Here is a 25,789-nt window from a genome sequence, read left to right on the forward strand (position 1 = left end):
CGTCCCCGCCGGCCCGCCAGAGGAGTCCCGGCCCCGTCTGCCGGCCCGTCGGACGAGTCCCGGCCCCGTCAGGCCTCCCGCTCCCGCAGGTCCACGATCCGCTTGATCTTGCCCACCGACCGTTCCAGGGTCTCGGGGTCGACCACCTCCACGCCGACCGAGACCCCGACCCCGTCCTTGACCGCCGCCGCGATCGCCCGGGCCGCCTCCGCCCGCTCCTCGCCCGTCGCGTCCGCGCGGGCCTCGGCCCGTACCGTCAGGGCGTCGAGCCGGCCCTCCCGGGTCAGCCGCAGCTGGAAGTGCGGGGCCACCGCGGGCGTGCGGAGGACGATCTCCTCGATCTGGGTGGGGAAGAGGTTCACCCCGCGCAGGATGATCATGTCGTCGCTGCGCCCCGTGACCTTCTCCATCCGCCGGAACACCCGCGCCGTCCCCGGCAGCAGCCGGGTCAGGTCGCGCGTCCGGTAGCGGATCACCGGCATCGCCTCCTTGGTGAGCGAGGTGAAGACGAGCTCCCCCTCCTCCCCGTCCGGCAGCACCTCGCCCGTGAACGGGTCCACGATCTCCGGGTAGAAGTGGTCCTCCCAGATGTGCAGGCCGTCCTTGGTCTCCACGCACTCCTGCGCCACGCCGGGCCCGATCACCTCCGACAGGCCGTATATGTCGACCGCGTCGATGGCGAACCGCTCCTCGATCTCCTTCCGCATCGCCTCCGTCCACGGCTCGGCGCCGAAGACGCCGACCTTCAGGGAGGTCGAGCGCGGGTCCACGCCCTGCCGCTCGAACTCGTCGAGCAGCGTCAGCATGTACGAGGGGGTCACCATGATGATCTCGGGGCGGAAGTCCTGGATGAGCTGCACCTGCCGCGCCGTCATGCCGCCCGAGGCGGGGATCACCGTGCACCCGAGGCGCTCGGCGCCGTAGTGGGCGCCCAGTCCTCCGGTGAACAGGCCGTATCCGTACGCCACATGGACCTTGTGCCCGGGACGCGCCCCGGCGGCGCGCAGGGAGCGGGCCACCACGTCCGCCCAGGTGTCCAGGTCCCGGTCGGTGTAGCCGACGACGGTGGGCCGGCCGGTGGTGCCGCTGGAGGCGTGGACGCGCCGGATCCGGGACTGGTCGACGGCGAACATGCCGAAGGGGTAGTGGTCGCGCAGGTCGGACTTGGCGGTGAAGGGGAAGCGGGCGAGGTCCGCGAGGGTGCGGCAGTCGTCGGGCGTGAGACCGGCCGCGTCGAAGGAGCGCCGGTAGAACGGCACGTTCTCGTAGGCGTGCCGCAGGGTCGCGCGCATGCGCTCCAGCTGGAGCAGCGCCAGCTCCTCGCGTCCGAGCCGTTCGCCGCTGTCCAGAAGGTCCGTCATGCGCCACTCCTCCGCAGTCGTAAAACGGACTACCGATCATTCGGTAGTTTCGTTCGAGTCAGTAAAGCCGGAGGTGCCCAGGGCTTGGCAAGAGGTGGGAGGAAGTCAATCCGGGCGTGCCGGTTCACTCTCTCTGATCATGTAATTCGCTCCGATATCACACCTTGGGGTGTTTTTGTGGCGGTTCGGGCACTTATTGGGTGCTGCACGAGAAAGAGTGGATCTTCCGAGACCGGCCCGGTCTCGCCTCTCCCCCTCCAGCTCCGGACGCGCGGGCCCCGCTCGCGTGCCCGGCCGAAAGTGACGTCATGCCTGTCCTGTGCCGACCCGCCGTCGCCGTCCCCGAGCACACGATCACCCGGCGGGAGACCCTCGATCTCGCCCGCCGGCTGCACGCCGGACACGAGCAGCTCCCGCTCGTCCTGCGCCTGATCGAGAACACCGGGGTCGCGAAGCGGCACCTGGTGCAACCCATCGAGCGCACCCTCGCCCACCCCGGCTTCGAGGCGCGGAACGCGCTGTACGAGCACGAGGCCAAGGCGCGCGTCCCCGCCGTCGTCGAGGAGGCGCTCGCCCACGCCGGACTGGAGGCGCGGGACATCGACATGATCGTCTACGTCTCCTGCACCGGTTTCATGATGCCCTCGCTCACCGCCTGGATGATCAACACCCTCGGCTTCCGCGGCGACACCCGCCAGCTGCCGATCGCCCAGCTCGGCTGCGCGGCCGGCGGCGCCGCCGTCAACCGGGCGCACGACTTCTGCACCGCCTACCCCGGTGCGAACGCGCTGATCGTCGCCTGCGAGTTCTGTTCGCTCTGCTACCAGCCGACCGACCTCACCGTCGGAAACCTGCTCTCCAACGGCCTCTTCGGAGACGCCGTCGCCGCCGCCGTCGTCCGCGGCTCCGGCGGTGTCGGCGTCCGTCTGGAGCGCAACGGTTCCCACCTCGTCCCGGACAGCGAGGACTGGATCGCCTACAAGGTCCGGGAGACAGGTTTCCACTTCATGCTCGACAAACGCGTTCCCGGCACCATGGAGCAACTCGCCCCCGCCCTCGTCGACCTCGCCGCCCTGCACGGCCAGGACGCCGGGGGCCAGGACTTCTACCTCGTCCACGCGGGCGGCCCCCGCATCCTCGACGACCTCGGCAGCCACCTCGGCGTCCCCGCCGAAGCCTTCCGGCACAGCCGCGCCACCCTCACCGAGTACGGCAACATCGCCAGCGCCGTCGTCCTCGACGCCCTGCGCCGCCTCTTCGAGGAAGGCGGCCCCGCGGCGGGCGCCACCGGCCTCCTCGCCGGATTCGGTCCCGGCATCACCGCGGAGATCTCCCTCGGCCGTTGGACCGGCGTCCCCGCCCCGGTCGGCGTCCCCGCCCCGGCGACCGCCGGGCTCGGCCTGCCGGCCGCCCAGGGAAGCGCCACAGTCGGCACCGCAGCCACCGCAGCCATCGCCGTCCCCGCGGGGGTGGCCTCGTGACCACCACCGCCTCCGGCACCGCCGACACCCCCCAGACCCACTTCTGGGCCGTGCCCGACCTCACCGGCCTCGACTTCGACCCGCTGCTCGCCCGACTGCTGCACGAGGACCCCGTCACCCGGGTTCGGCTGCCGCACGGCGAGGGCCACGCCTGGCTCGTCACCCGCTACGAGGACGTCAAGTTCGTCTCCGTCGACCCCCGTTTCAGCCGCCAGGCCGTCTGGGGGCGCTCCATCACCCGCGTCGCCCCGCACTTCATCCCCATGGAAGGCGCCGTCGGCTTCGCCGACCCGCCGGACCACACCCGGATGCGGCGCGTCGTCGCCCGCGCGTTCAGCGCCCGCGCCCTGCGCGAGCTCCGCGACCACGCCCAGGAGGTCATGGACCGCCTCCTCGACCGGGTCGAGGAACACGGCGCCCCCGCCGACCTCATGGAGCTCGTCAACCGCCCCTTCCCGCTCGCCATGGTCAGTGAACTCATGGGCGTCCCCGAGGGCGACCAGCCGCTCATGGCCCGCTGGTCCGACACGATCATCTCCGCCGCCGCCGGCCGGGAGGCCAGCGAGCAGGCCAAGGCCGCCCTGGGCCGGTACTTCACCGAACTCGTCGGCCGCAGCCACGGCACCGGCAAGGAGACCCTGGCCGCCGTCCTCGCCGACGCCGTCGACGAGGACGCCGTCACCGAGCACGAGGCCGTCGGACTCGCCGTCCTCATCCAGATCGGCGGCGCCCACGCCGTCCGCAACAACAGTGCCAACATGGTGTACGCGCTGCTCACCCACCCGGAGCACCTCGCCCGGCTGCGCGCCGAGCCCGCCCTCGTCCCGCAGGCCGTCGACGAGCTCCTCCGCTACATCCCGCACCGCAACGCCGTCGGCCTCTCCCGGATCGCCCTGGAGGACGTCGAGGTCGGCGGCGTCACCATCCCGGCCGGCGAGCCGGTCTACGTCTCGTACCTGACCGCCAACCGCGACCCGGACGTCTTCGCCGAGCCCGATCGGCTCGACTTCGACCGCGGCTACAACCCGCACGTCGCCTTCGGTCACGGACCGCACTACTGCCCCGGCTCCGCCCTCGCCCGCATCGAGTCGGAGATCCTCCTCGACTCCCTGTGGACCCGCTTCCCGAACCTGCGCCTCGCCGTCCCTGAGGAGCAGCTCAGGTGGCAGCGCGGAGCCCTCATCCGGGGCCCCGAGACCCTGCCCGTCACCTGGTGAGAGGAACCGACACCCCGTGACCGCCACAGCCATCGGACCGGGCGGCGGCCTCGTCGTCCCGCCCGGCCACGGCAGGACCCTCACCACCGCCGCCCAGCACGTCACCTTCAAGGTGACCGGCGAGCACTCCCGTACCGCTTCCACCTTCGAGGTCGTCGTGCCGCCCGGCTTCGACGTCGGCGCCCACACCCACGGGCACAGCGAGGAGCTCTTCTACGTCCTGGACGGCGAGCTCGACGTCCTCGCCTTCGAGCCGCTCGTCCGCACCCCGGACAGCTGGCGGGAGTGGGAGTCCGGCTCGGGACAGCGCGCGGTGCGGGCCACCCGCGGCACGCTGATCCTCGTGCCGCCGGGCTGCCCGCACGCCTTCGCCAACCCCACGGGGGAACCCGTACGGATGCTCTTCCAGGCCTCGCCCCCGCCCGACCACGAGCGGTACTTCGAGGAGCTCATGGAGATCCTCGGCCCGGGCGGCGAGGTCGACCACGCCGCCGTCGAAGAGCTCCGCCTCCGCTACGACATCGAACAGATCACCCCACTTCGGCACGACGCCGACCGGCCGGGCACGGCCCCTGCCCGGGCGGAGGCGGCCCCCATCCCATGACCCCACCAGCAGAGCACCACGGCCCGGTCGTCCACGACTGGGCCGTGGCCCCGCTTCCCGACACCGTCTTCGACCCGCTGCCCCACCGGCTCCTCCGCGAGGAGCCGGTCGCCCGGGTCCGCCTCCGGTACGGCGAGGGCGACGCCTGGCTCGTGACCCGCTACGAGGACGTCAAGCAGATCGCCTCCGACCCGCGACTGAGCCGGGCCCTGACGGTCGACAGGCCGGTCACCAGTATGACCCCGCACACCCTCGCGCCGGCCGGGGGAGTGGGCCGCGCCGACCCGCCCGACCACACCAGGCTCCGCAAGCTCGTCGCCCCCACCTTCGGCCGTCGCCGCATGACCGCCCTGCGCGAGCACACCCGGCGGACGGCCGACGCCCTCGCCGTCCGCACCCTGGAGGCGGGCCCGCCCGCCGACCTCGCCGAGACCTTCGTCGGCCCGCTCGCGGCCACGGTCATCGCCGAACTCCTCGGCGTCCCGGCCGCCGACCTCGACCGGGTCGAGCGGTGGCGCGCCGGAATCCTCTCCAGCGACACCACCGCGGCCGAGGGCGAGGCCGTCAAGAAGGAGATCGCCGGCTACTTCGCCGGGCTCGCCCGGCACCGGACCGAGCACCCCGGCGACGACCTCGTCGGCGAACTCGCCGCCGCCCGCGCGACCGGCGGCATCAGCACCCCCGAACTGGTGTCGATGTCCGTCATGCTCACCCTCAACGGCCTCGACGCCGTACGGAACATCGTCGCCACGATGGCGTACGTGCTACTAGTCCACCCGGAGCAGACGTCGAAGCTCCGCGCCGAACCCGACCGCCTCCCCAGGGCCGTCGACGAACTCCTCCGCTACATCCCGCAGCGCAACGGCGTCGGCATGCCCAGGATCGCCACCGCCGACATCGAGGTCGGCGGCGTCACGATCCGGGAAGGGGAGGCCGTCTACGTCTTCTACCCGGCGGCCAACCGCGACCCGTCCGTGTACACCGAACCCGACCGGCTCGACCTCGAACGGGACGAGGCCCCGCACCTCGCCTTCGGCCACGGCGTCCACTACTGCGCCGGCGCCCAACTGGCCCGGATGGAGGCCGAGGTGATGCTCTCCACCCTCCTCACCCGCTTCCCCGGACTCGCCCTCGCCGTGGAACCCGAACGGATCGCCTGGCGCCGCGGAACCGTCAACCGCGGCCCGGTCTCCCTCCCCGTCACCTGGTGAAGAACCGCCGGCGCCCCGGGCCCCTGGCGGCCGGGGGCCCGGGCACGGTTCCCCGGCGCCCTGGCCAGGTAAATCCTGTTGCCGGGGCGCCGGGCCCGGTGCTGGAGTGGCCGGCATGGAACCCCAGTACCTCCGCGACCTCTACGACCGTCAGCTCCGCCGCGAGGCGCGCCCCGACGGGCCCGGATGCCGTGTCGAGCGCGTCGGAGCCGTCGTCCGGCAGACCGGTCCCGCGCACGCCTGGAACGGTGTCCTCTGGTCCGGCCTCGACGCCGCCGGGGCCGACGCCGCCATCGCCGCGCAGATCGACCACTACCGCACCGCCGGCCTCGCCTTCGAGTGGAAGCTGTACGGGCACGACGGCCCCGCCGACCTCCCCGACCGCCTCCTTGCCGCCGGCTTCACCGCCGAGGACCCCGAGACCCTGATGGCCGCCGACGCCGCGGCCCTGCCCCAGGACGTGCCGCTCCCCGAAGGCGTCGAGCTCCACGCCGTCACCGACGAGGCCGGGGTACGCCAGGTCGTCGAGGTCCACGAACGCGCCTTCGGCACCGACAGCTCCCACATCGGCCGCCAGCTCCTCGACCGGCTCGCCGCCGACCCGGACACGGTCACCGCCGTCGTCGCCGTCGCGGCCGGCGAGCCCGTCAGCGCGGCCCGCCTCGAACTCTGCCCGGGCACCGACTTCGCCGGACTCTGGGGCGGCGGCACCGTCGAGGCCTGGCGGGGCCGCGGCCTCTACCGCGCGCTCGTCGCGCACCGCGCCCGCATCGCCGCCGCCCACGGCCACCGCTACGTCCAGGTCGACGCGGCGGACACGAGCCGTCCGATCCTCCAGCGCCTGGGCTTCCTGACGCTCTCCACGACGACCCCGTACACGTACACCCCCTGAGGAGCGGGTTCAGCAGGGCGGCGACCTCCTCGCGCAGGCCCCGCCGCGTCGCGTCGCGCGTGAAGTCGGCCTGCGAGACCGGGCGGTAGACGATGTCCCGGCCGGTCGCCCGGGCAATCTCCCCGCCCGCATCGGACGGGCGCCACGCGTGACCGGGGCCGTCAGGCCGTCCAGTGCGCGGGGCGCTCGAAGCCGGCCGGCAGGCGCGTCGCCGCGTTCCCGCGCGCCGCGTTCAGCTGCGGCTGCGTGAGGAAGAGGGCGCCCGTCAGATCCGCCCCCGACAGGTCGGCGTCCCGCAGGTCGACGCCGATGAGATCGGCGAACCTCAGGTCCGCCCCGGTCAGATCGGCCGCGATCAGGAGCGCCCCGCGCAGATCGGCGCCCCGCAGCTTCGCCCCGCGCAGCCGCTTGCCGATCAGGTCGGCCCCCCGGCGGCTCTTCGGCTTGCCGCCGGCCGTCGCCCGGACCAGCTCGCTGGTGCGCAGGAGCAGCGGGTTCACCTCGGCCCGTACGGGAGCCACGTCGAACTTCTCCAGCGCCTCGGGCGTTCCCCCGGCCAGCTCCTCGACCCGGGCGACCGCCGCGCGCAGCTCGGTGCGGAGCGGACGGGCGGCCGGCAGGGCCAGGGCCTCGGTGAGGTAGCGCAGCAGCTCGTGGAGCTGGCGTACGACGGGGAACACCTCGTACATCCGGCGCGCAGTCTCCGGCGCCTCGCGCCAGGACACGCCGCCGAAGGTCACCTGGGAGACCCGCTGGCCCGCGCCGAAGCAGTCGTACACCGTGCAGCCCTGGAAGCCACTGTCGCGCAGCCGCGTGTGGATGCCGCAGCGGAAGTCCTCCTGGAGGTTGCGGCAGGGCTCACCGGACGACTTGTTCACGGCGAAGTCGGCCGACTTCGCGAAGGGCAGCGCCACGCAGCACAGCCCGAAGCAGTTGGCGCAGTCGCCGCGGAGCGCGGATTCCCGGGTCTCGGGCACGGTGGAACGGTTCCTTCGCATGTCGGGGAGGGTCGACCCACCGTATCGCGCCCCCGGGGAGCGTCCTGTCGATCTTCCGGACAGCCGGCCCACCGATCGTGCAGCCCTCGGCGAAACGCGTTGCGAAGATCAACAACAGGCCGTGATGATCGGCGGCATGCCCACCTTCACGACCTACGACGGCACCGAGCTCGCCTACCGGACGCAGGGGGAGGGTGAGCCGCTGATCTGTCTGCCGGGCGGGCCGATGCGCGACGCCGCCTACCTCGGCGACCTCGGCGGTCTCACCGCTCACCGCACCCTCGTCGTCCTCGACTCCCGCGGCACCGGAGCGAGCGCCGAGCCCGCCGACCCCGGCACGTACCGCTGCGACCGCCAGGTCGGCGACGTCGAGGCCCTCCGCGCCCACCTCGGCCTGGAGCGGATCGACGTCCTCGGCCACTCCGCCGCCGGGAACCTGGCGACCCTGTACGCTGCCGCGCACCCCGAGCGCGTCCGCTCCCTCGTCCTGGTCACGTCCAACGGATGGGCGGTCGGCCACGGCACCACCGACGAGGAGTGGGACGAGGCCGTCACCGTCTTCGCCGACCGGCCCTGGTACGCGGAGGCCCAGGCCGCGCTCGCCACGATCGGGCCCGACACCCCGCTGCCGCGCGTCCTGGAGATCGTGGCCCCCTTCGGCTACGGCCGCTGGGACACGGCCGCCCAGGAACACGCGGCGACAGCGGAGCGACAGATCCGCTGGGAGGCCGCCTCCGCCTACCACGGCGAGGGTGCCTACGACGCGGAGACGACCCGCCGCGCGCTCACCGCGCTCAAGGCACCGGTGCTGATCCTGGCGGGGGAGTACGACGCGGGACCCACCCCGGCCAAGGCCGCTGAGATCGCGGCCTGCTTCCCCCACGCCGAACTCGTCGTCCAGCCCGGCGCCGGACACTTCCCCTGGGTGGACGACGCGGACGCCTTCGTCCGCCCGATCGCCGCCTTCCTCGACCCAGACGTCCGCACGGTCACCGTGGGCGGCGTACGCCTCGCCTACCGGGTGCGCGGCCCCGAGTCCGCGCCGCCCGTCGTCCTGGTGCACGCCCGCGGCGAGAGCGGCGCCGACTGGCACGACATCGCGGGGGAGCTCGCCGCCGATCACCGGGTGTACGCCCTCGACCTGCCCGGCCACGGACTGAGCGACCGCACGGGCCGCTACGGCTTCGAGGACTTCCGCGACGCGATCGGCGGCTTCCTGCACGTCCTCGGCCTCGCCGGGGCGACCGTCGTCGGCCACTCGATGGGCGGCGGGGCCGCGTACCTCCTCGCCCAGCGGGAACCCGGCCTGATCGGCCGCCTCGTCCTGGAGGAGGTGCCCGGGTTCCTCCCGCTCGACCCGCCGCGCGCTGTGGCCGAGCGACCCGAGGGCCCGCTCTCCTTCGACTGGGAGGTCGTCACGACCACCGACGCCCAGCTGAACGCCCCCGACGTGGCCTGGCGGGAGGGCCTCCCGGCGATCACGGCCCCCACCCTCGTCCTGGCCGGGGGCCCGTCCAGCCACGTGCCCCAGGAGCATCTGTCCGGGCTCGCCGAGCGCATTCCCGGCGCCCGCCTGGTCACGATCGAGGCCGGGCACCTGATCCACGCATCGCGGCGGGACGAGTTCCTGGACGCCCTCCGGGAGTTCGGGCTGTGAACGAGCCGAAGGGGTCTCGTCGCACCCGGCATCCCGTACCGGGTCAGCTTCCAGTGACGGGCCTTCCCGCTGCCGCTCCCGCTCCCGTTCCCGGTTCCGTGTCCGCCTCCACGGCCACCGAACGGGCCCAGCGGTAGTCCGCCTTGCCGCTCGGGGAGCGCTGGATCCGGTCGGTGAGGACCAGCTGGCGGGGGACCTTGTACCCCGCGAGGCGCGGGCGGCAGTGGTTCTGCACGGCCTCCAGGTCCAGCGGCGGGGCGTCCGCCCGGAGCTGGACGACCGCGGCGACGTGGTTGCCCCAGCGGGCGTCGGGGACCCCGGCGACCAGCGCGTCGTACACGTCGGGGTGGGACTTCAGGGCCTGCTCCACCTCCTCCGGGTAGACCTTCTCGCCGCCCGTGTTGATGCACTGCGAGCCGCGGCCCAGGACCGTGACGACTCCCTGGGCGTCGACGGTCGCCATGTCGCCGAGGAGCACCCACCGCACGCCGTCCTTCTCGAAGAAGGTCTCGGCGGTCTTGGCCGGGTCGTTGTAGTAGCCGAGCGGGACGTGGCCGCGCTGGGCCAGGCGGCCCGTCTCGCCCGCCGCGACGATCTCGTGGGTCGCCGGGTCGACCACCTGGGTGCGTTCGTTGACGTGGAGCCGGAAGCCCCTGTCCGGACCGGAGTCGTCCGTGGCGCGGCCGTTGGAACCGGACTCCGTGGAACCGAAGTTGTTGAGGAGCAGGACGTTCGGCATGAGCTCCTGGAGCTGGGCCCGCACGGTGTCGGACATGATCGCCCCGGAGGACGAGAGGCTGAAGAGCGCCGACAGGTCGGTGCCCTTGAGCGGCCCGCGCAGGGCGTCGACGAGCGGGCGCAGCATCGCGTCGCCCACGAGGGAGATGCTGGAGACCTTCTCCTTCTCCAGGGTGCGCAGGACCTCCTCCGGCACGTACTTGCGGTGCAGGACGACCCGCTGGCCGTAGTTGAAGGCGATGAACGCCGTCAGCGTGGAGGTGCCGTGCATCAGCGGCGGCGCGGGGAAGAAGGTGATGCCGGGGCCGCCGGCCGCGACCCGCTCGGCCAGCTCCTCGGGGCGCTTCACGGGCTCGCCCGAGGGCTCGCCCCCGAACAGGCCCGCGAAGAACAGGTCCTCCTGGCGCCACAGGACGCCCTTCGGCATCCCGGTCGTGCCGCCGGTGTAGATGATGAAGAGGTCGTCCCCGGAGCGCGGGCCGAAGCCCCGCTCCGCCGATCCGGCGGCCTCCGCCTCGGCGAACGCGACGCAGTCGAGCGCCGGCGCCCCCTCGGGCGGGGTCCCCACCCGCACGAGGTGCCGCAGCTTCTCCGTCTGCGGCAGCGCCGCCGCCACCCGCTCCGTGAACTCCGCGTCGAAGACGAGCGCGGCGAGGTCGGCGTCCCGGTAGAGGTAGACGAGCTCTTCCTCCACGTACCGGTAGTTCACGTTGACCGGCACGATCCGTGCCTTGAGACAGGCGAGGACCGTCTGCAGGTACTCGACGCCGTTGTACAGGTGGAGGCCGAGGTGCTCGCCGGGGCGGATGCCCGCCTCGACGAGGTGGTGGGCGATCCCGTTGGCGGCGGCGTCGAGTTCGGCGTAGGTGAGCCGGCGTTCCTCACCCGTGCCCGGGTGATCGACGTAGACCAGAGCCTCGCGGTCCGGGACCACGTCGACCACCGATTCGAACAGGTCGGCAAGGTTGTACTCCACCGTTCCTCCTGACCCCGGCTCGCGCTGACTCGTACGGGTGCGCAGTGACTCGGCGGTCATTAGAGCGCCGACCGGCGACGGGGGGAAGGGGATGCGCAGAAGAATCTGACTGAGTGTCAGAAAACTATTGAACTGGACCCCCTCCTCCTGCAACCTGTTCCAGAACTGGAGACGGGAGACCCCATGGGTGGCACCGAACACCTCGACGTACGGCGCGAAGGCGCCACGCTCGTCCTCACCTTGAACCGGCCCGAGGCCAAGAACGCCCTCTCGCTGCCGATGCTCGTCGGCCTTTACGACGGCTGGCTGGAGGCCGACGCCGACGACGGCATCCGCTCGATCGTCCTCACCGGCGCCGGCGGGGCCTTCTGCGCCGGCATGGACCTCAAGGCGCTGGCCGGCAAGGGCATGGAGGGCGAGCAGTACCGGGACCGGCTGAAAGCCGACCCCGACCTGCACTGGAAGGCGATGCTCCGCCACCACCGCCCCCGCAAGCCGGTCATCGCGGCCGTCGAGGGGTACTGCGTCGCCGGCGGCACCGAGATCCTCCAGGGCACCGACATCCGGGTCGCCGGCGCCTCCGCCACCTTCGGCCTGTTCGAGGTCCGGCGGGGCCTCTTCCCCATCGGCGGCTCCACGGTCCGCCTGCCCCGCCAGATCGCCCGCACCCACGCCCTGGAGATGCTCCTCACGGGCCGCCCGTACAGCGCGGAGGAGGCCGCCCGCATCGGACTCGTCGGGCGCGTCGTCCCCGACGGCACCACGCTGGAGGCGGCCCTGGAGATCGCCGAACGGATCAACGCGTGCGGGCCGCTGGCCGTCGAGGCGGTGAAGGCCTCCGTCTACGAGACGGCCGAGATGACCGAGACCGAGGGACTGGCCGCCGAGCTGAAGCGGGGGTGGCCGATCTTCGACACGGCGGACGCGAAGGAGGGAGCGCGGGCGTTCGCGGAGAAGCGGGCGCCGGTCTATCGGCGGGAGTGATGTTTCCCCACCCCATCCGCCCCGCCCCTTCCCGAACCGGGGGCTCCGCTGCCGGACCCCCGCGCCTCGAACGCCGGCGGGGCTGAGTTTCACGCCACCCCCAACGAAGGAGCCGCCCCATGAGCCCAACCCCCGCCTCCCCGCCGGAGGCCCTCCACGCTCCCCTCGTCGTCGAGTTCCCCTTCACCCGCTCCCTCGGCCCCGTCCAGTCCGCCTTCCTCACCGGACTGCGCGAACGGACCGTGCTCGGGGTGCGGACCGAGGCGGGCGAGGTGCTCGTCCCGCCCGTCGAGTACGACCCCGTCACCGCCGCCGAGCTCCGCGAGCTCGTCGAGGTCGGCGCCACCGGCACCGTCACCACCTGGGCCTGGAACCCCGAGCCCCGCGCCGGCCAGCCGCTCACGACCCCCTTCGCCTGGGTCCTCGTCCGCCTCGACGGCGCCGGCACCGCCCTCCTGCACGCCCTCGACGCCCCCGGCCCCGAGGCCGTCCGCACCGGACTGCGGGTCCGGATCCGCTGGTCCGCCGAACGCTCCGGCGCCATCACCGACATCGCCTGCTTCGAGCCGTACGACAGCGACGACTCCGGGTCCGAACCCCCGCTCCACGACGGCCGGTTCGACGAGCCCGTCACCGGCATCGTCGCCCGCGCCCGCCTCGACTACACCTACAGTCCAGGCCGCGCCCACACCCGCTACCTCCAGGGGCTCGCCGAGCGCCGCACCGTCGGCGAACGCTGCCCCTCCTGCACCAAGGTGTACGTGCCACCCCGCGGCGCCTGCCCCACCTGCGGCGTGGCCACCACCGACCAGGTCGAGGTCGGCCCCCGCGGCACCGTCACCACCTACTGCATCGTCAACATCAAGGCCAAGGGCCTCGCCATCGAAGTCCCGTACGTCTACGCCCACATCGCCCTCGACGGAGCCGGGCTCGCCCTCCACGGCCGCATCGCCGGCATCCCCTACGACGAGGTCCGCATGGGCCTGCGCGTCGAACCCGTGTGGAGCGAGGACGGCCGCTACCCCGACCACTACCGGCCCACCGGCGAGCCCGACGCCGACTACGACACCTACAAGGAGCTGCTGTGACGCCGCACCGGCCGGCACGAGAGGTGGCGATCGTCGCCTTCGCCCAGAGCGACCACCGTCGGCGTACCGACGACCTGTCCGAGGTGGAGATGGTGATGCCCGTCCTCCACGACGTGCTCCGGCAGACCGGACTCAAGACCTCCGACATCGGCTTCACCTGCTCCGGCTCCTCCGACTACCTCGCCGGGCGCGCCTTCTCCTTCACCATGGCCCTCGACGGCGTCGGCGCCTGGCCGCCGATCTCCGAGTCCCACGTCGAGATGGACGGCGCCTGGGCCCTGTACGAGGCCTGGGTGAAGCTCCTCACCGGCGAGGCCGACACCGCCCTCGTCTACGCGTACGGAAAGGCCTCGCCCGGCTCCGTGCGCGACGTCCTCACCCGCCAGCTCGACCCCTACTACGTCGCCCCGCTCTGGCCCGACTCCGTCGCCCTCGCCGCGCTCCAGGCCCAGGCGCTCGTCGACGCGGGCCACACCGACGAACCCGCCCTCGCCGCCATCGCCGCCCGGAGCCGCACGGACGCGGCGGAGAACCCGCACGCCCAGCTGCCCGGCGCCCGCCCCCAGGGCGATTACCTCGTCCGGCCGCTGCGCACCGGCGACTGCCCGCCGATCGGCGACGGCGCCGCCGCCGTGATCCTCGCCGCCGGCGACCGGGCCCGCGAACTCTGCGAGCGCCCCGCCTGGATCCGGGGCATGGACCACCGCATCGAGGCCCACTCCCTCGGCGTCCGCGACCTCACGGACTCGCCCTCCACCCGCCTCGCCGCCGAACGCGCCGGCGCCTTCGACCGGCCCGTCGACACCGCCGAACTCCACGCGCCCTTCACCTCCCAGGAAGTCGTCCTGACGAAGGCACTCGGCCTCGACGACACCGTCCGGATCAACCCCTCCGGCGGCGCCCTCGCCGCCAACCCCGTCATGGCCGCCGGACTCGTCCGCCTCGGCGAGGCCGCCGCCCGCATCCACCGGGGCGCCTCCGACCGCGCCCTCGCCCACGCCACCTCCGGGCCCTGCCTCCAGCAGAACCTGGTCGCCGTCCTGGAAGGGGAGAACCGTGCCTAAGGAGCCAGTAGCCGTCGTCGGCATCGGCCAGACCAAGCACGTCGCCGCCCGCCGGGACGTCTCGATCGCCGGACTCGTCCGCGAGGCGGCCGTCCGCGCCCTGGAGGACGCGGAGCTGACCTGGGCGGACATCGACGCCGTCGTCATCGGCAAGGCCCCCGACTTCTTCGAGGGCGTGATGATGCCGGAGCTGTACCTCGCCGACGCGCTCGGCGCCGTCGGCAAACCCATGCTCCGGGTGCACACGGCCGGGTCGGTCGGCGGCTCCACCGCCCTCGTCGCCGCCAACCTCGTCGCGGCGCGCGTCCACCGGACCGTCCTCACCCTCGCCTTCGAGAAACAGTCCGAGTCCAACGCCATGTGGGGCCTCTCCCTGCCCGTCCCCTTCCAGCAGCCGCTGCTCGCCGGCGCCGGCGGCTTCTTCGCCCCGCACATCCGGGCCTACATGCGCCGCACCGGCGCCCCCGACACGATCGGCTCCCTCGTCGCGTACAAGGACCGGCGCAACGCCCTCAAGAACCCGTACGCCCACCTCCACGAGCACGACCTGACCCTGGAGAAGGTCCAGGCCTCCCCGATGCTCTGGGACCCGATCCGCTACTCCGAGACCTGCCCGTCCTCGGACGGGGCCTGCGCCATGGTCCTCACCGACCGCGAGGGCGCGGCCCGTTCGCCCCGCCCGCCCGCCTGGGTGCACGGCGGCGCGATGCGCAGCGAGCCCACCCTCTTCGCGGGCAAGGACTTCGTCTCGCCGCAGGCGGGCCGGGACTGCGCCGCCGACGTCTACCGACAGGCCGGGGTCACCGACCCCCGGCGGGAGATCGACGCCGTCGAGATGTACGTGCCGTTCTCCTGGTACGAGCCGATGTGGCTGGAGAACCTCGGCTTCGCCGAGGAGGGCGAGGGCTGGAAGCTCACCGAGGCCGGCGTGACCGAACTCGACGGCGACCTGCCCGTGAACCCCTCCGGCGGAGTGCTCTCCACCAATCCCATCGGGGCCTCCGGGATGATCCGCTTCGCCGAGGCCGCGCTCCAGGTACGCGGCGAGGCGGGCGCGCACCAGGTGGAGGGCGCACGCCGGGCGCTCGGCCACGCCTACGGCGGCGGCGCGCAGTTCTTCTCCATGTGGCTCGTCGGGGACACCCCGCCCGCCACCTGAGCCGGGCGGCCGGGTCGGGCCCGCCGTTTACGCTGGCTCCCATGAACGCGGAACGTGACCTGACCCTGCTCCTCGCCGGCATGCGGCCGGAACTCGCCCCCGGGCGGTACGTCTTCACCACGGTGGCCGGCCCCGCCGCACCGGCCGGGGTCGCCCCCGTCGTCACCGTCGCCGAACGGGAGGGCCTCACCCTCGTCGTCCGGCAGGAGGAGGCGGACGCCGCGGCGCTCGCGTACGACTACGTCGCGGGGTGGATCACCCTCCGGATCCACTCCGCGCTCGACGCCGTCGGGCTCACGGCCGCCGTCGCGGGCGCCCTCGCCGACGCCGGCATGAGCTGCAACGTCGTGGCCGGATTCCATCACGACCACCTGTTCGTCGAACACGCCAGGGCGGAGGAGGCGTTGGCCGTCCTGAACGGACTCGCGCAGGGCGCGGGAAGCTTGCGCGATTGACGGTCACAGAGAGCACCGTCGGGCGTACGCTGGGGCCTTCGCGGGGCCACCCGCCCGGCACCCTGCACCGTGCGCCGGGCGTGCGCCCCCGGTGTGGGGGTGGAACGTGGTACATCAGGACGGCAGGCCGGACCGTAAGGGTTTCGGCCTCTTCGAACGCGAGGCGGCGCTCACGGCGGCCGAGGAGGCGCTCGACCTCCTGACGGGCCTCGCCGAGGAGCCCCCTGCTCGGCCCCACCGCGTGCCCGCGCCCCGCGAGCACCGGGGCCCCCACCTCGTCGCGGTCCCCGACGCGGGACCGGCCCCCGGTCCGGCGTCCGCGCTCCACAGCGCCTCCACCGACAGCGCCTCCCCGGACGTGCCCCGCGCCGACGTCCCGAGCCCCGACGCCTCCCGCGCCGACGTGCCCCGCGCCGATGCCTCCCGCCCCGACATCCCTCGCTCCGATCCCTCCCGCCTCGACATCCCTCGCTCCGACGCCTCCCGCCCCGACATCCCCCGCGCCACCCGCCGCGGCGGCATCCTCGCCTACGCCGCCCCCGCCGGGCTCGGGAAGACCACCCTGCTCGCCGAGGTCCGGCGCCTCGCCGCCGCCCGCGGCTGCACCGTCCTCTCCGCCCGGGGCGGCGACCAGGAACAGCGGGTCGCCTTCCACGTCGCGCGGCAGCTCCTCCAGCCCCAACTGGCCCACGCCTCCGACACCGAACTCCGCGAGCGCCTCGGCTCCTGGTACGACATCGTCGGCCCCGCCCTCGGGCTGCGCGCCACCGGCGCCGACTCCCCGCCCGACCCGCAGGGCCTGCGCGACGGACTCGACTGGGTCCTCACCCATCTCGCCGTCCGGCGCGCCCCGCTCGTCGTCGTCCTCGACGACGCCCACTGGGCCGACCCCGAGTCCCTCGGCTGGCTCGCCGCTTTCGCCCCGCGCGCCGAGGAGCTGTCCATGCTCCTCGTCGTCGCCTACCGGCCCGACGAACTCCCCGACGAGGGAGTGGAGTTCACCGGCCACCGGTCGGGGCAGCGGCCCCTCGGCCTCGCCCCGCTCACCACGGACGCCATAGCGCGGCTCGTCCGCGACCGCGTCGGCGCCCACGCCGACGACGCCTTCTGCCGCGAGTGCTGGACCGTCACCTCCGGCAACCCCTTCGAGGCCGTCGAACTCGCCGCCAAGGTCCGCGACCGCGGCCTCGAACCCACCGCCGGCGGCGCCCACGAACTCCGCGACCTCGCCGCCGCCCTCAAGGGCAGCGGCCTCGTCACCCGCCTCGAACGCCTCGGCCCCGCCACCGTCCGCCTCGCCTGGGCCTGCGCCGTCCTCGGCACCGAGATCTCCCCGCAGCTCGCCGGGGCCGTCGCCGGGCTCGGCGAGGAGGCCGTCGCCGACTGCGCCGGACGACTGCGCGAGGCCCGCGTCCTCGCCGAGGCCGAAGGACCCGACGAGCCCCTCCAGTTCGTCCACCCCCTGATCGCCACCACCGTCTACCGCTCCATCCCCGCCGCCACCCGCGTCGCCCTCCACGGACAGGCCGCCTGGTGCGTCGTCGACGCCGGCCTCGGCTCCACCGCCGCCGCCCGCCACCTCCTGGAGACCCACCCCGAGGGCGACTCCTGGGCCGTCGGCCACCTGCGCGCCGCCGCCCGCGAGAACCTCCGCGCCGGCGCCCCCGACGCCGCCCGCCGCTTCCTCGCCCGCGCCCTGCGCGAGCCCCCCGCTGCCGACGACCGGGCAGCCGTCCTCTTCGAGCTCGGCTGCTCCTCCCTGCTCACCGAACCCGCCACCACCGTCAACCACCTCCGCGCCGCCCTGGAGGAGCCCATCGCCGACCCGGCCCTCCGCCACGGCATCGTCTACCGCCTCTCCCAGGTCCTCGCCCACAGCGACCGGCTCGTCGAGGCCTCCGAACTCCTCGGCCGCGAGGCCCGCCAGACCACCGACGCCCGCAGCCGCCTGCGCATGCAGGCCGAGAAGTTCATGTGGGACGCCTTCCGCGCCGACGAACCCGAGTCGCCGGCCCGCTCCCGCCGCCTCACCGCCCTCGCCGACCGGCTCACCGGCCGCGACCTCACCGAGCGGTACGTCATCGGCCTGCGCGCCTGGGACGCCACCCTGCGCGCCGAACCCTCCGCCGTCGCCGTACGCCACGCCGAGCGCGCCCTCGAAGGCGGCCTCAGCTGGGCCGACGAGAGCCGCGGCTTCGAGGTTCCGGTCCTCACCGCCCTCGCCTTCCTCTACGCCGACCGCCCCGGCCGCGCCGAGGAGCTGTTCGCCGCCGGCACCGCCGAGTTCGAGAGCCAGGGCTGGCGCGGCGCCCACCTCTCCTTCGCGTACACCCTGCTCGGCTACATCCGCTACCGGCGCGGCCGTCTCGTCGAGGCCGAGGACTTCGTCCGCGCCGGACTGCGCCTCGCGGAGCGCGTCGGACCGCGCACCCCCGCCCAGTGGTACGCGGTCGGCGTCACCATCGAGGTCCTGCTCGCCCGCGGCCGCGTCGAGGAAGCCGACCGCATCGCCCGCGACCACGACTTCGGCGAGCCCTTCCCGGCCGCCGTCACCTTCCCCGACTCCCAGACCGTCCACGCCGAGCTGCTCCTCGCCCGGGGGCGCATCGACGAGGCCGCCGCCGAGCTGGCCGCCGTCGGCCGCCGCCTCGACCCGCGCGGCATGCGCAACCCCGCCTGGTGCCCCTGGCAGCTCCACCTCGCCGTCGCCGAGGCCGTCACGACCCCCGCCAGGGCCCGGCGGACCGCCCAGGAGGCGGTCGCCCGCGCCCGGCAGTACGGCGCACCCTCCGCGATCGGCTCGGCGCTCCGGGTGCTCGCCGAGGTCTCCGAGCCCTCCGCGCGCGTGAAGCTCCTGGAGGAGTCCGTCGACTGGCTCGACCAGTCACCCGCCGCGTACGAGCTCGCCCGCTCCCTCGTCGCCCTCGGTACCGCCCTCCGCCGCACGGAGCGCGCCGGGGAGGCCGCCGAGCACCTCTACCGGGGCCTGGAGGCCGCCCAGGACTGCGGCGCCGACGGCCTGGTCGACGAGGCACGGGCCGAGCTGGCGGCCGCCGGACTGCGCCCCCGCGCCCTCCATCCGGCCGGCACCGACACGCTCACCGCCCGTGAGCGGCAGGCCGCCGAGCTCACCGTCCGCGACCGGGACGCGGCCCTCGACCTCGGCGTCGACGCGGCGACCGTGAGCCGACTGCTTTCGGCCGTCTACCGGAAACTGGGAACCGACAGGACCGGCCTCGACCAGGCCCTGCGGAACACGGGACGCCCCGGTGAGACGCCCTGAGCGGAGCGGGGCGCCCGGCGCGCGGCATCGCGCGCCGGGGCACGTACCATGGCCGTATGTCCTTCCTCCGCCGCCGCAGCGCCGCCACTCCCGCGGGCCCGGACTTCGACGTCCTGGCCATGGATCCGGGCGACTGGCCCGGCAATCTCGGCGCCGGTCTGCTGCCCGCCCCCGACGGCTCCTGCCAGGGCGTGTTCCTCCGGTACGACCTGTTCGGCGGCCGTGGCCCCGCGATGATCATCGGTAATCTCCCCGAGGGCTCCCCGGCGCGCGAGCTCGCCGACGGGCAGATCCCCTTCGAGGTCGCCCAGCTCCTCGCGGCCCTGGAGAACGACGAGCCGGTCGAGGTGCTCGACACCGAGGACGTCCCCGTGATGCAGGGCGACAACCTCCTCATCGTCCGCCGCCTCAAGCTCTCCGAGAGCCGCATCTCCTGCGTCCAGTTCGACCGCAGCGACAACGTCCTCGTGACGATCGCCAGTTGGGACCGGCCGATCACCGACGACCTGTACGCGCTGCTCAAGCCGCTGCCCGCCGAGCTGTTCCAGCAGGGCTGACGGGGAGCGGGGCCGATGAGCGCGCGCGTCGACGCCTGGATCTGGGCGGTCAGGCTCACCAAGACCCGGGCCCAGGCCGCCGCGGCCTGCCGGGCCGGGCACGTGAAGGTCAACGGCGACCGGGCCAAGCCCGCGCAGTCCGTGAAGCCGGGCGACGAGGTCAGGCTCCTCCACGGCGGCCGCGAACGGATCGTCGAGGTCAAGGAGTTGCACGTCAAGCGGGTCGGTCCGCCCGTCGCCGTCGAGGCGTACGTGGACAACAGCCCGCCCCCGCCGCCCCGCGAGCACGTGGCCGTCGCCGCGGTGCGCGACCGGGGTGCCGGCCGCCCCACCAAGCGCGAGCGCCGCGAGATCGACGACCTGCGCGGCCGTCGCGCCTGACGTCCCACCCCTTCTTCCATGCGAGGGCCGCCCCCGGGAATCCCCGGAGGCGGCCCTCGCCGGTTGCTCAGCGCGGTGCGGAGCCGATCAGCGAGGCGACCCGCGCCGCCGAGGTGCCGATACCCGTCGGGCCGTGCCCCACCAGCGGGGTGCCGCTGCCCGCGTGGACGTCCTCGGCGCCGTAACGCCGCACGCTCCGGTGCCAGTTGAGGATCCCCGCGAGCCAGTCCTCCAGCTCCCGCAGATACGCCTCGAAGGCCGCCCTGGCCGCCTTGTCGAGACCGAAGTCCTCGTACAGCAAAGGTACTTCGTTCTTCTTCAGGTGCTCGTACTGCCGCAGCCGCCCGCGCATCAGGTCGTCGACCATCGCCACCCCCGTCGGGTAGTCGCAGTCGAAGAACTTCTGCAGGACCAGCACGCCGTTGTGCACCTCGCCCTCGACCTCGATCTCCTTCTGGTACGAGAACAGGTCGTTGACGAGCGTCGCGTAGTCGGAGACCGAGTTCTCCAGGGCGCGCACCGTGCCCGTCCGGTAGATCTCCGCCGGCAGCGCCTCCGTGTGCCGCAGCCGGCACAGCAGCATCGTCAGCTCGGAGCCGAAGGTGGTCCGGCGCATCTCGATGTAGTCGACGGGGTCGGGCACGCGGTGCTGCGCCTGGTTGTGCAGCTCCCAGAGCCAGCTGTCCAGCATCGCCTCCAGGGCCGCACGGAGCTGGGCCCGCGCCTCCGGGCCCATCGGGCCCGCCGTGCGCGCCCACAGATCGGCGAGGGAGACCTCCAGGGGGTGCGTGGCGCGCGCCGCCCCGGACGCGGGATCGTCCACCGGCATGAAGGACCTGAGCCCGTCCGTGAACCGCTTGGCGCCGCTCAGGTCACGCGGCCGCCCGAAGACGAGGGGGTAGTAGTCGTCCCCGTACGTCCCCCAGGTCAGCCACTCGGCGCTGAGCTCCAGCTCCTCCGGGGTGGCGTCCGGGTCGAGCCCCGCCGAGCAGAGCGCGAAGTCGAAGCCCTCCAGCATCGGCCGGTCCCAGATGTCGTTCAGGAGACCCATGCGCTCGGCCCAGTCCACCGAGAGCCGCAGCGCCTCCTGGTGGTGCGGGCTGAGCGTGAGCGGGTAGGGCAGGTCGAACTCCGGGAGCAGAGACGGCCCCACGTGCTGATGCGGCACATGCGTGAGCGCGCGCAGCCGGGACGCCGCCGGCCGCCCGAAGAGCGTCCGGATGTCGAGGGCGGAGGTGCCGAGCACCCCCTCGAAGCGCGAAGGGCCGCCCACCATGCCCTCGTTCATGTACCGGCTGGAGCGCATGTGCCACTCGTGGCCGCCGGACTGCCAGTCCTGGAGCCCCTTCGCGTACGCCGCCACGGCCGCGCACTCCGCCGGGCTCAGGCCCTTCTCCGCGGCGAGCACCGGCACTTCGGTGAGGGCCGTGTTCTCGAACTGCTGGAGGCGGGAGGTCAGCAGGTCGTTGACGGCGTTCGCCGCCTCCTGCGTCGTGCAGCCGAGGAACTTCTCCAGGACCAGGACGCCGTTGCTGTTCTCGCCCTCGTCCTCCACTTCGCGCTGGTAAGAGAACAGGTCGTTGCGCAGGTGCACGGCGTCCGAGAAGGCGTCCTTGAGGACGCGCAGCGGCCGGGAGTGCGCCACCCGGTCCGGGACCTCGGCCCCCGCCGCGTACTCGACGAGCCCGGCGGACCAGGGCGCGCCGCCCACCTTGCGGCGCATCTCGATGTACTCGACGGGGTTGGCGATCCGCCCCTCGTTGATGTTGTCGAGCTCCCAGAGCGACTCGTAGAGCAGGTGCTCGGTCGCCTCGGCGAACCGGGCGCGCCAGGCGTCGGACATCGACGGGATCGTCCGCCGCCAGAGGTCCGCGAGACCCGCCTCGACGGGGTTGGTCGGCTCGGGCATCCCCGTCGCCGGGTCCGCCGGCATGAACATCGGCAGCCGGTCCAGATAGGCCTTGCTGCCCGCCCGGTCCTGGGTGCGCTTGAAGATCTCCAGGAAGTGGTCGTCGAAGAAGAAGACCCACGTGTACCAGTCCGTGACGAGGTCGAGGGCCTCCGCGTCGCAGTCGGGGTGGGTGTACGAGCAGAGCAGCGCGTAGTCGTGGGAGTCGAGGTCGTGCTGCTCCCAGACGCCGGAGCCCTCCAGCATCCCCATCTCCCGCGCCCAGTCACGGGTGTGCGTGCGGGCGGTCTCCAGATGGGGATTGAGCCGCGCCGGATACGGAACATAGAAGTCCGGCATAACGAAGGGCTGAGGCATTTGCTGAGGGGCCTTCCGGTGAGCGGGGCTGTGACCGGCCCAGCCTTACCCGTCGCCCGGATGGCACACGCGATCTCCCGAATAGTCGTATGAACGCCGATGGGGTGGTGCCGGAGCGTTTCTCCGGCACCACCCCCCGTCTTTCGGCCACCCCTCCGTCAGGCCTGAGAAACCCGCACGTCAGAGGCCTTCACAAAGGCCACGCGATGGCCGAACTGGATCTCGTAGTACTCCTCCTGGCCTCGGACGACGGTGTGCCCGCTGCTGTCGAACACCGGAGCGAAGTAGTACTCGCCCGGGGTGCGGTCACCCACCACGTACCTCTGACCCGCCGGCAGCTTGTACGGCAGCGGCGACACCGCCTGGACCGGAACCCCCGCCGGGTACGCCGAGGCCTCCGGATAGGCCCGCCCGTAGACCGGCACCTCCGCGAGCCCCTCGCGGGGCGTGAGCACGAGCCCCCGCGCGTTCACCGCGGTCGGCTCCTTCCGCGGGTTGTGGAACCACGCCTGCTGCCCGAGGTACCAGATCGCCGTCCACTCGCCCCGGCGCTCCGCCACCGCGAAGCTCTGCCCCGTCGAGGCGCGCGCCCCGGTGTCGTTGACCCCGGTCGTCGACTCCTGCCCACCCGGCCGCAGCCCGATGTCCTTCACCAGGGGCGCGTCGGCGCTCGGCGCGGTGTGCAGGCGCACCGCCCCGCTCCCGTGCGGCGCACAGACCTCGCCCGCCGTCACACAGCCCGTGTAGACCGGCTGATGGCCGCTGTAGTCGGGCCGGATCGTCACCACTCCGGCGGACGGGCCGGCGCTCGGCGTGATCGGGCGGCCGAGCAGCCGGAAGTAGTGCGCCCAGTCCCAGTACGGGCCCGGGTCCGTGTGCATGCCCCGGATCGTCGAGGTCACCGTCCCCGGCACGGTGTCGTGCCCCAGGATGTGCTGCCGGTCCAGCGGGATGTCGTACCGCTGCGCGAGGTACCGCACGAGCCGCGCCGACGTCCGGTACATGGCCTCCGTGTACCAGGAGTCCGGCGAGGTGAGGAAGCCCTCGTGTTCGAGACCCACCGACTTGGCGTTCACGAACCAGTTCCCCGCGTGCCAGCCGACGTCCTTGAGCGGCAGGTGCTGCGCGATGTGCCCGTCGGAGGAGCGCAGCGAGTACTGCCACGACACGTACGTCGGGTCCTGCACCAGCTTCAGCGTGACGTCCCAGGTCGCCTCGGTGTCGTGGATGACGATGTAGTCGATCGACTGCGAGGCGGGCCGGTTCGCCTTGTCGTGGTTGCCGTAGTCGCCGTCGCCGAACTCCTCGTACGGCGCCGGGATCCACTCGCAGGCCACCGAGCGCGGGCACTCCACCGGACCGGCGGCGGGCCGCCGCAGCCCGAGCGAGTCGACCTGCTCGGTGGCGGGCGCCACGGCGGGCACGGCCGCGAGGGTCACCCGCTGGCCGCTGTCCGTCGTCCGGGACTCCCCGCTCCGGATCACGTCGAACACGTCGTTCGCGTACGTCGCCGCCGTCGCCGAGTCATCGGCGCCCGAGTAGCGCGCCACCGCCCCGAACCAGTCCGCGGGGTCGGTACTCGCCGGCAGCCCGGCCTCCCGCTGCGCCGCGGCGAGCAGCGCCGCCCCGCCCTCGATGTTCGCGGCAGTGGAGTCGCGCAGCTCCTCGGCCGGGATCCCGGAGAGCGCGGACGCCCGCTCCAGGGTCCGCAGCCGGCCCGGCAGCGCCTCCGGCGCGGGCACGGGAGCGGGTACGGGAACCTCCGACGCCGTCCGGACCGCGCGGGCGTCGTCGCCGCGCGCGTCCTCCGAGGCCTCGGAGTGGTGCGGGGTGGACGCGGCGAGCGCCGTCACGGCGTCCGTCAGGTGCATCGGCCCGTAGCCGCCGGTCACGCTGGGCGCACCGCCGTGGGTGTCCCAGCGCGACTGGAGGTACGAGACGCCGAGCAGGACGCTCTCGGGCACGCCGTGGCGCGCGGCGGCCCGCGCGAACTGCCCTTGGAGCGTGCCCGCCTCGGGCACGTCGGCGACGGCGGCCGGCGCCGACGACAGCAGGGGGAGCAGCAGGGCGGCGGACGCGACGGCGCCCGCCACCCTCGGCACACGGCGGACGGGCCGTGGCGGGGGAGTCACACGTCTGTCGGGCGCGGAACGCAGCAAGGCAGCCTCCAGGGGGCGGGGTGACGCGGGGGCGTGCGGGACCGAACCCGTACAGGGGTATCGGCTCCCGGACGATCCGTCAATCACGCCTGCATGGAGGGAAGTTCCCACGTCAGGGCGGGAATGGAGGCCGTTCGGCGGAGTTTCGCGACGAAGGGTCCCGGGCCTGGGACGCGTCAGTGGAGTGGACCAATGGGGCCGCCGCCCGGGAGGTCCGGGAGGCCGGCCGCTCCGGGCCTGCCGAGCTGGTCCGCCGGTGAACTCCGGGCTCGCAGGGCCGCGACTTCACCCCGTAGCTCGGTCAGTTCCCGGTGCAGTGCCTGAATGGCGACGATGGCCACCCCGTTGGCATCGGTGCAGCAGATCGTCCTGTCGTTCTCACCTACCCCGAACGCTTTCCACCAGTCCTGCGCCATGGGCCCCAGGTGGCGTACATGCGGAGGGTCCCAGTGGTACCGCCACGTACTCACCGGCAGTTGTACCACCTGCTCCAGCACCTGGTAGCCATTGACCGGATCGCTGCCGCACACCGCCCCCGACACGGCCCCCGATGTCAGGCCGGCCGGGGTAGCGTCCTGCCGAAGACGCCTTCTGGCGAGGGCCGGCATCCACATCCTGGCCAGGGTCCTTCTCCACCGCCGGCCGCTCATCGCTCCCAGACCACCGCTGTGACCTCGGTCTTCAGCCCACGATCCGAGAAGAGCAGGCTGCCACCCCCACCGCGGTTGCTGGTGTGGTCCACCGGCAGCTGGACGAGACCGTTCCCCAGCCCGCTGCTGTAAGCGGTCTCACCCACCGCCGTGACTTCATGGCCTTTGTTGATCATCGTGGTGTCGTAGGCGGCATTTCCCAGGGCCAGGACGTTCGTACTCGCCACGGCCGGGACGCTCAAGGCGCCGGTGCAGGCAGCCGCCGTGGTCGACAGCACCAGCAGGCGGCGGGTGACTCGCTTCGTGGACATGGAGCATCCTTCCGGCCGGGACGCCGAATGCGTCCGCGACACCCCTAACGGCCTAACGCCCCAAAGGGCACGACCGGCCGCGCGAGTGGTGCGCCCGTACGAACGGGGAGTTCACCGGCACGCGATGCCGGCCTTGTGGTGGGGGGGGGGGGGGGGGGGGGGGGGGGGGGGGGGGGGGGGCCCCCCCCCCCCCCCCCCCCCCCCCGCCGCACCCGCTGCGAGGGGCGTCAGCCCAGGTAGGACCGGACCTCGGCGGCGGCCTCTTCGCCGTACGCCTTGGTGAAGCGGTCCATGAAG

General features: G+C 73.4%; 21 protein-coding genes. 14 read left to right on the forward strand and 7 right to left on the reverse strand.

Annotated elements, in window-relative coordinates:
- Positions 1–68: 68 nt before the first annotated feature.
- Positions 69–1,361 carry a phenylacetate--CoA ligase PaaK gene (gene paaK / locus ACZ6K0_RS23745; RefSeq protein ID WP_469230213.1) on the reverse strand — a complete coding sequence of 431 codons (1,293 nt, stop codon included), beginning with the start codon at positions 1,359–1,361 and terminating at the stop codon, positions 69–71.
- Between the two features lie 308 nt (positions 1,362–1,669).
- On the opposite strand from paaK, the gene ACZ6K0_RS23750 reads away from it, so the two are divergent.
- From ACZ6K0_RS23750 to ACZ6K0_RS23770, 5 genes are all read left to right on the forward strand, one after another.
- The gene (locus tag ACZ6K0_RS23750; protein WP_469230215.1) at positions 1,670–2,842 is read left to right on the forward strand and encodes a type III polyketide synthase; all 1,173 of its coding nucleotides are present in this window, start codon (positions 1,670–1,672) and stop codon (positions 2,840–2,842) included.
- Entirely contained in the window at positions 2,839–4,059 is a 1,221-nt protein-coding gene (locus tag ACZ6K0_RS23755) for a cytochrome P450 (protein WP_376404240.1), read from the forward strand. Before ACZ6K0_RS23750 ends, ACZ6K0_RS23755 begins: the two co-directional genes overlap by 4 nt.
- A gap of 16 nt (positions 4,060–4,075) precedes the next feature.
- On the forward strand, positions 4,076–4,663 hold the full coding sequence (locus ACZ6K0_RS23760) for a cupin domain-containing protein (RefSeq protein WP_376404238.1): 588 nt from the start codon (positions 4,076–4,078) through the stop codon (positions 4,661–4,663).
- Positions 4,660–5,874: a cytochrome P450 gene (locus ACZ6K0_RS23765; protein WP_469230218.1), complete on the forward strand. Its 1,215-nt coding sequence runs from the start codon at positions 4,660–4,662 to the stop codon at positions 5,872–5,874. Before ACZ6K0_RS23760 ends, ACZ6K0_RS23765 begins: the two co-directional genes overlap by 4 nt.
- A 115-nt stretch (positions 5,875–5,989) precedes the next feature.
- Entirely contained in the window at positions 5,990–6,766 is a 777-nt protein-coding gene (locus ACZ6K0_RS23770; protein WP_469230219.1) for a GNAT family N-acetyltransferase, read from the forward strand.
- A gap of 161 nt (positions 6,767–6,927) precedes the next feature.
- Here ACZ6K0_RS23770 and ACZ6K0_RS23775 read toward each other — a convergent pair whose 3' ends face one another.
- Entirely contained in the window at positions 6,928–7,764 is an 837-nt protein-coding gene (locus ACZ6K0_RS23775) for a pentapeptide repeat-containing protein (RefSeq protein WP_469230221.1), read from the reverse strand.
- Positions 7,765–7,900: 136 nt separating this feature from the next.
- Here ACZ6K0_RS23775 and ACZ6K0_RS23780 point away from each other — a divergent pair, with 136 nt between their 5' ends.
- Positions 7,901–9,421: an alpha/beta fold hydrolase gene (locus tag ACZ6K0_RS23780; RefSeq protein WP_469230223.1), complete on the forward strand. Its 1,521-nt coding sequence runs from the start codon at positions 7,901–7,903 to the stop codon at positions 9,419–9,421.
- Positions 9,422–9,464: 43 nt separating this feature from the next.
- On the opposite strand, the gene ACZ6K0_RS23785 is transcribed toward ACZ6K0_RS23780, so the two are convergent.
- Positions 9,465–11,135 (reverse strand): acyl-CoA synthetase, encoded by a 1,671-nt coding sequence (locus ACZ6K0_RS23785; RefSeq protein ID WP_376404228.1) that lies wholly within the window; start codon positions 11,133–11,135, stop codon positions 9,465–9,467.
- 183 nt (positions 11,136–11,318) lie between these two features.
- Between ACZ6K0_RS23785 and ACZ6K0_RS23790 the strand changes: the two genes are divergently transcribed.
- The 8 genes from ACZ6K0_RS23790 to ACZ6K0_RS23825 all read left to right on the forward strand — a co-directional run bounded on the left by ACZ6K0_RS23790 (position 11,319) and on the right by ACZ6K0_RS23825 (position 20,106).
- Positions 11,319–12,119: a crotonase/enoyl-CoA hydratase family protein gene (locus tag ACZ6K0_RS23790; RefSeq protein WP_376404226.1), complete on the forward strand. Its 801-nt coding sequence runs from the start codon at positions 11,319–11,321 to the stop codon at positions 12,117–12,119.
- Between the two features lie 119 nt (positions 12,120–12,238).
- Entirely contained in the window at positions 12,239–13,207 is a 969-nt protein-coding gene (locus ACZ6K0_RS23795; protein ID WP_469230225.1) for a Zn-ribbon domain-containing OB-fold protein, read from the forward strand.
- On the forward strand, positions 13,204–14,271 hold the full coding sequence (locus ACZ6K0_RS23800) for a thiolase domain-containing protein (RefSeq protein WP_469230227.1): 1,068 nt from the start codon (positions 13,204–13,206) through the stop codon (positions 14,269–14,271). The genes ACZ6K0_RS23795 and ACZ6K0_RS23800 overlap by 4 nt, the downstream gene beginning before the upstream one ends.
- Entirely contained in the window at positions 14,264–15,430 is a 1,167-nt protein-coding gene (locus ACZ6K0_RS23805; protein ID WP_376404220.1) for a thiolase domain-containing protein, read from the forward strand. The genes ACZ6K0_RS23800 and ACZ6K0_RS23805 overlap by 8 nt, the downstream gene beginning before the upstream one ends.
- Before the next feature lie 41 nt (positions 15,431–15,471).
- Positions 15,472–15,885 carry an ACT domain-containing protein gene (locus ACZ6K0_RS23810; protein WP_469230229.1) on the forward strand — a complete coding sequence of 138 codons (414 nt, stop codon included), beginning with the start codon at positions 15,472–15,474 and terminating at the stop codon, positions 15,883–15,885.
- Between the two features lie 463 nt (positions 15,886–16,348).
- Positions 16,349–19,168, forward strand: a complete 2,820-nt coding sequence (locus ACZ6K0_RS23815) for an ATP-binding protein (RefSeq protein WP_469230626.1) — start codon at positions 16,349–16,351, stop codon at positions 19,166–19,168.
- A 56-nt stretch (positions 19,169–19,224) separates the two neighbouring features.
- Entirely contained in the window at positions 19,225–19,725 is a 501-nt protein-coding gene (locus ACZ6K0_RS23820; RefSeq protein WP_024757478.1) for a hypothetical protein, read from the forward strand.
- A gap of 15 nt (positions 19,726–19,740) precedes the next feature.
- Positions 19,741–20,106, forward strand: a complete 366-nt coding sequence (locus tag ACZ6K0_RS23825) for an RNA-binding S4 domain-containing protein (protein WP_376404215.1) — start codon at positions 19,741–19,743, stop codon at positions 20,104–20,106.
- 67 nt (positions 20,107–20,173) lie between these two features.
- Here ACZ6K0_RS23825 and ACZ6K0_RS23830 read toward each other — a convergent pair whose 3' ends face one another.
- The 4 genes from ACZ6K0_RS23830 to ACZ6K0_RS23845 form a co-directional block, all read right to left on the reverse strand.
- Entirely contained in the window at positions 20,174–22,372 is a 2,199-nt protein-coding gene (locus tag ACZ6K0_RS23830; protein WP_469230231.1) for a terpene synthase family protein, read from the reverse strand.
- Between the two features lie 158 nt (positions 22,373–22,530).
- The gene (locus ACZ6K0_RS23835) at positions 22,531–24,474 is read right to left on the reverse strand and encodes an N-acetylmuramoyl-L-alanine amidase (RefSeq protein WP_376404211.1); all 1,944 of its coding nucleotides are present in this window, start codon (positions 24,472–24,474) and stop codon (positions 22,531–22,533) included.
- A 233-nt stretch (positions 24,475–24,707) separates the two neighbouring features.
- Positions 24,708–25,181 carry a tail fiber domain-containing protein gene (locus ACZ6K0_RS23840; RefSeq protein ID WP_469230232.1) on the reverse strand — a complete coding sequence of 158 codons (474 nt, stop codon included), beginning with the start codon at positions 25,179–25,181 and terminating at the stop codon, positions 24,708–24,710.
- The gene (locus tag ACZ6K0_RS23845) at positions 25,178–25,492 is read right to left on the reverse strand and encodes a hypothetical protein (protein ID WP_469230234.1); all 315 of its coding nucleotides are present in this window, start codon (positions 25,490–25,492) and stop codon (positions 25,178–25,180) included. The genes ACZ6K0_RS23840 and ACZ6K0_RS23845 overlap by 4 nt, the downstream gene beginning before the upstream one ends.
- Positions 25,493–25,789 lie beyond the last annotated feature (297 nt).

This window comes from Streptomyces sp. NPDC042346, assembly GCF_055581845.1.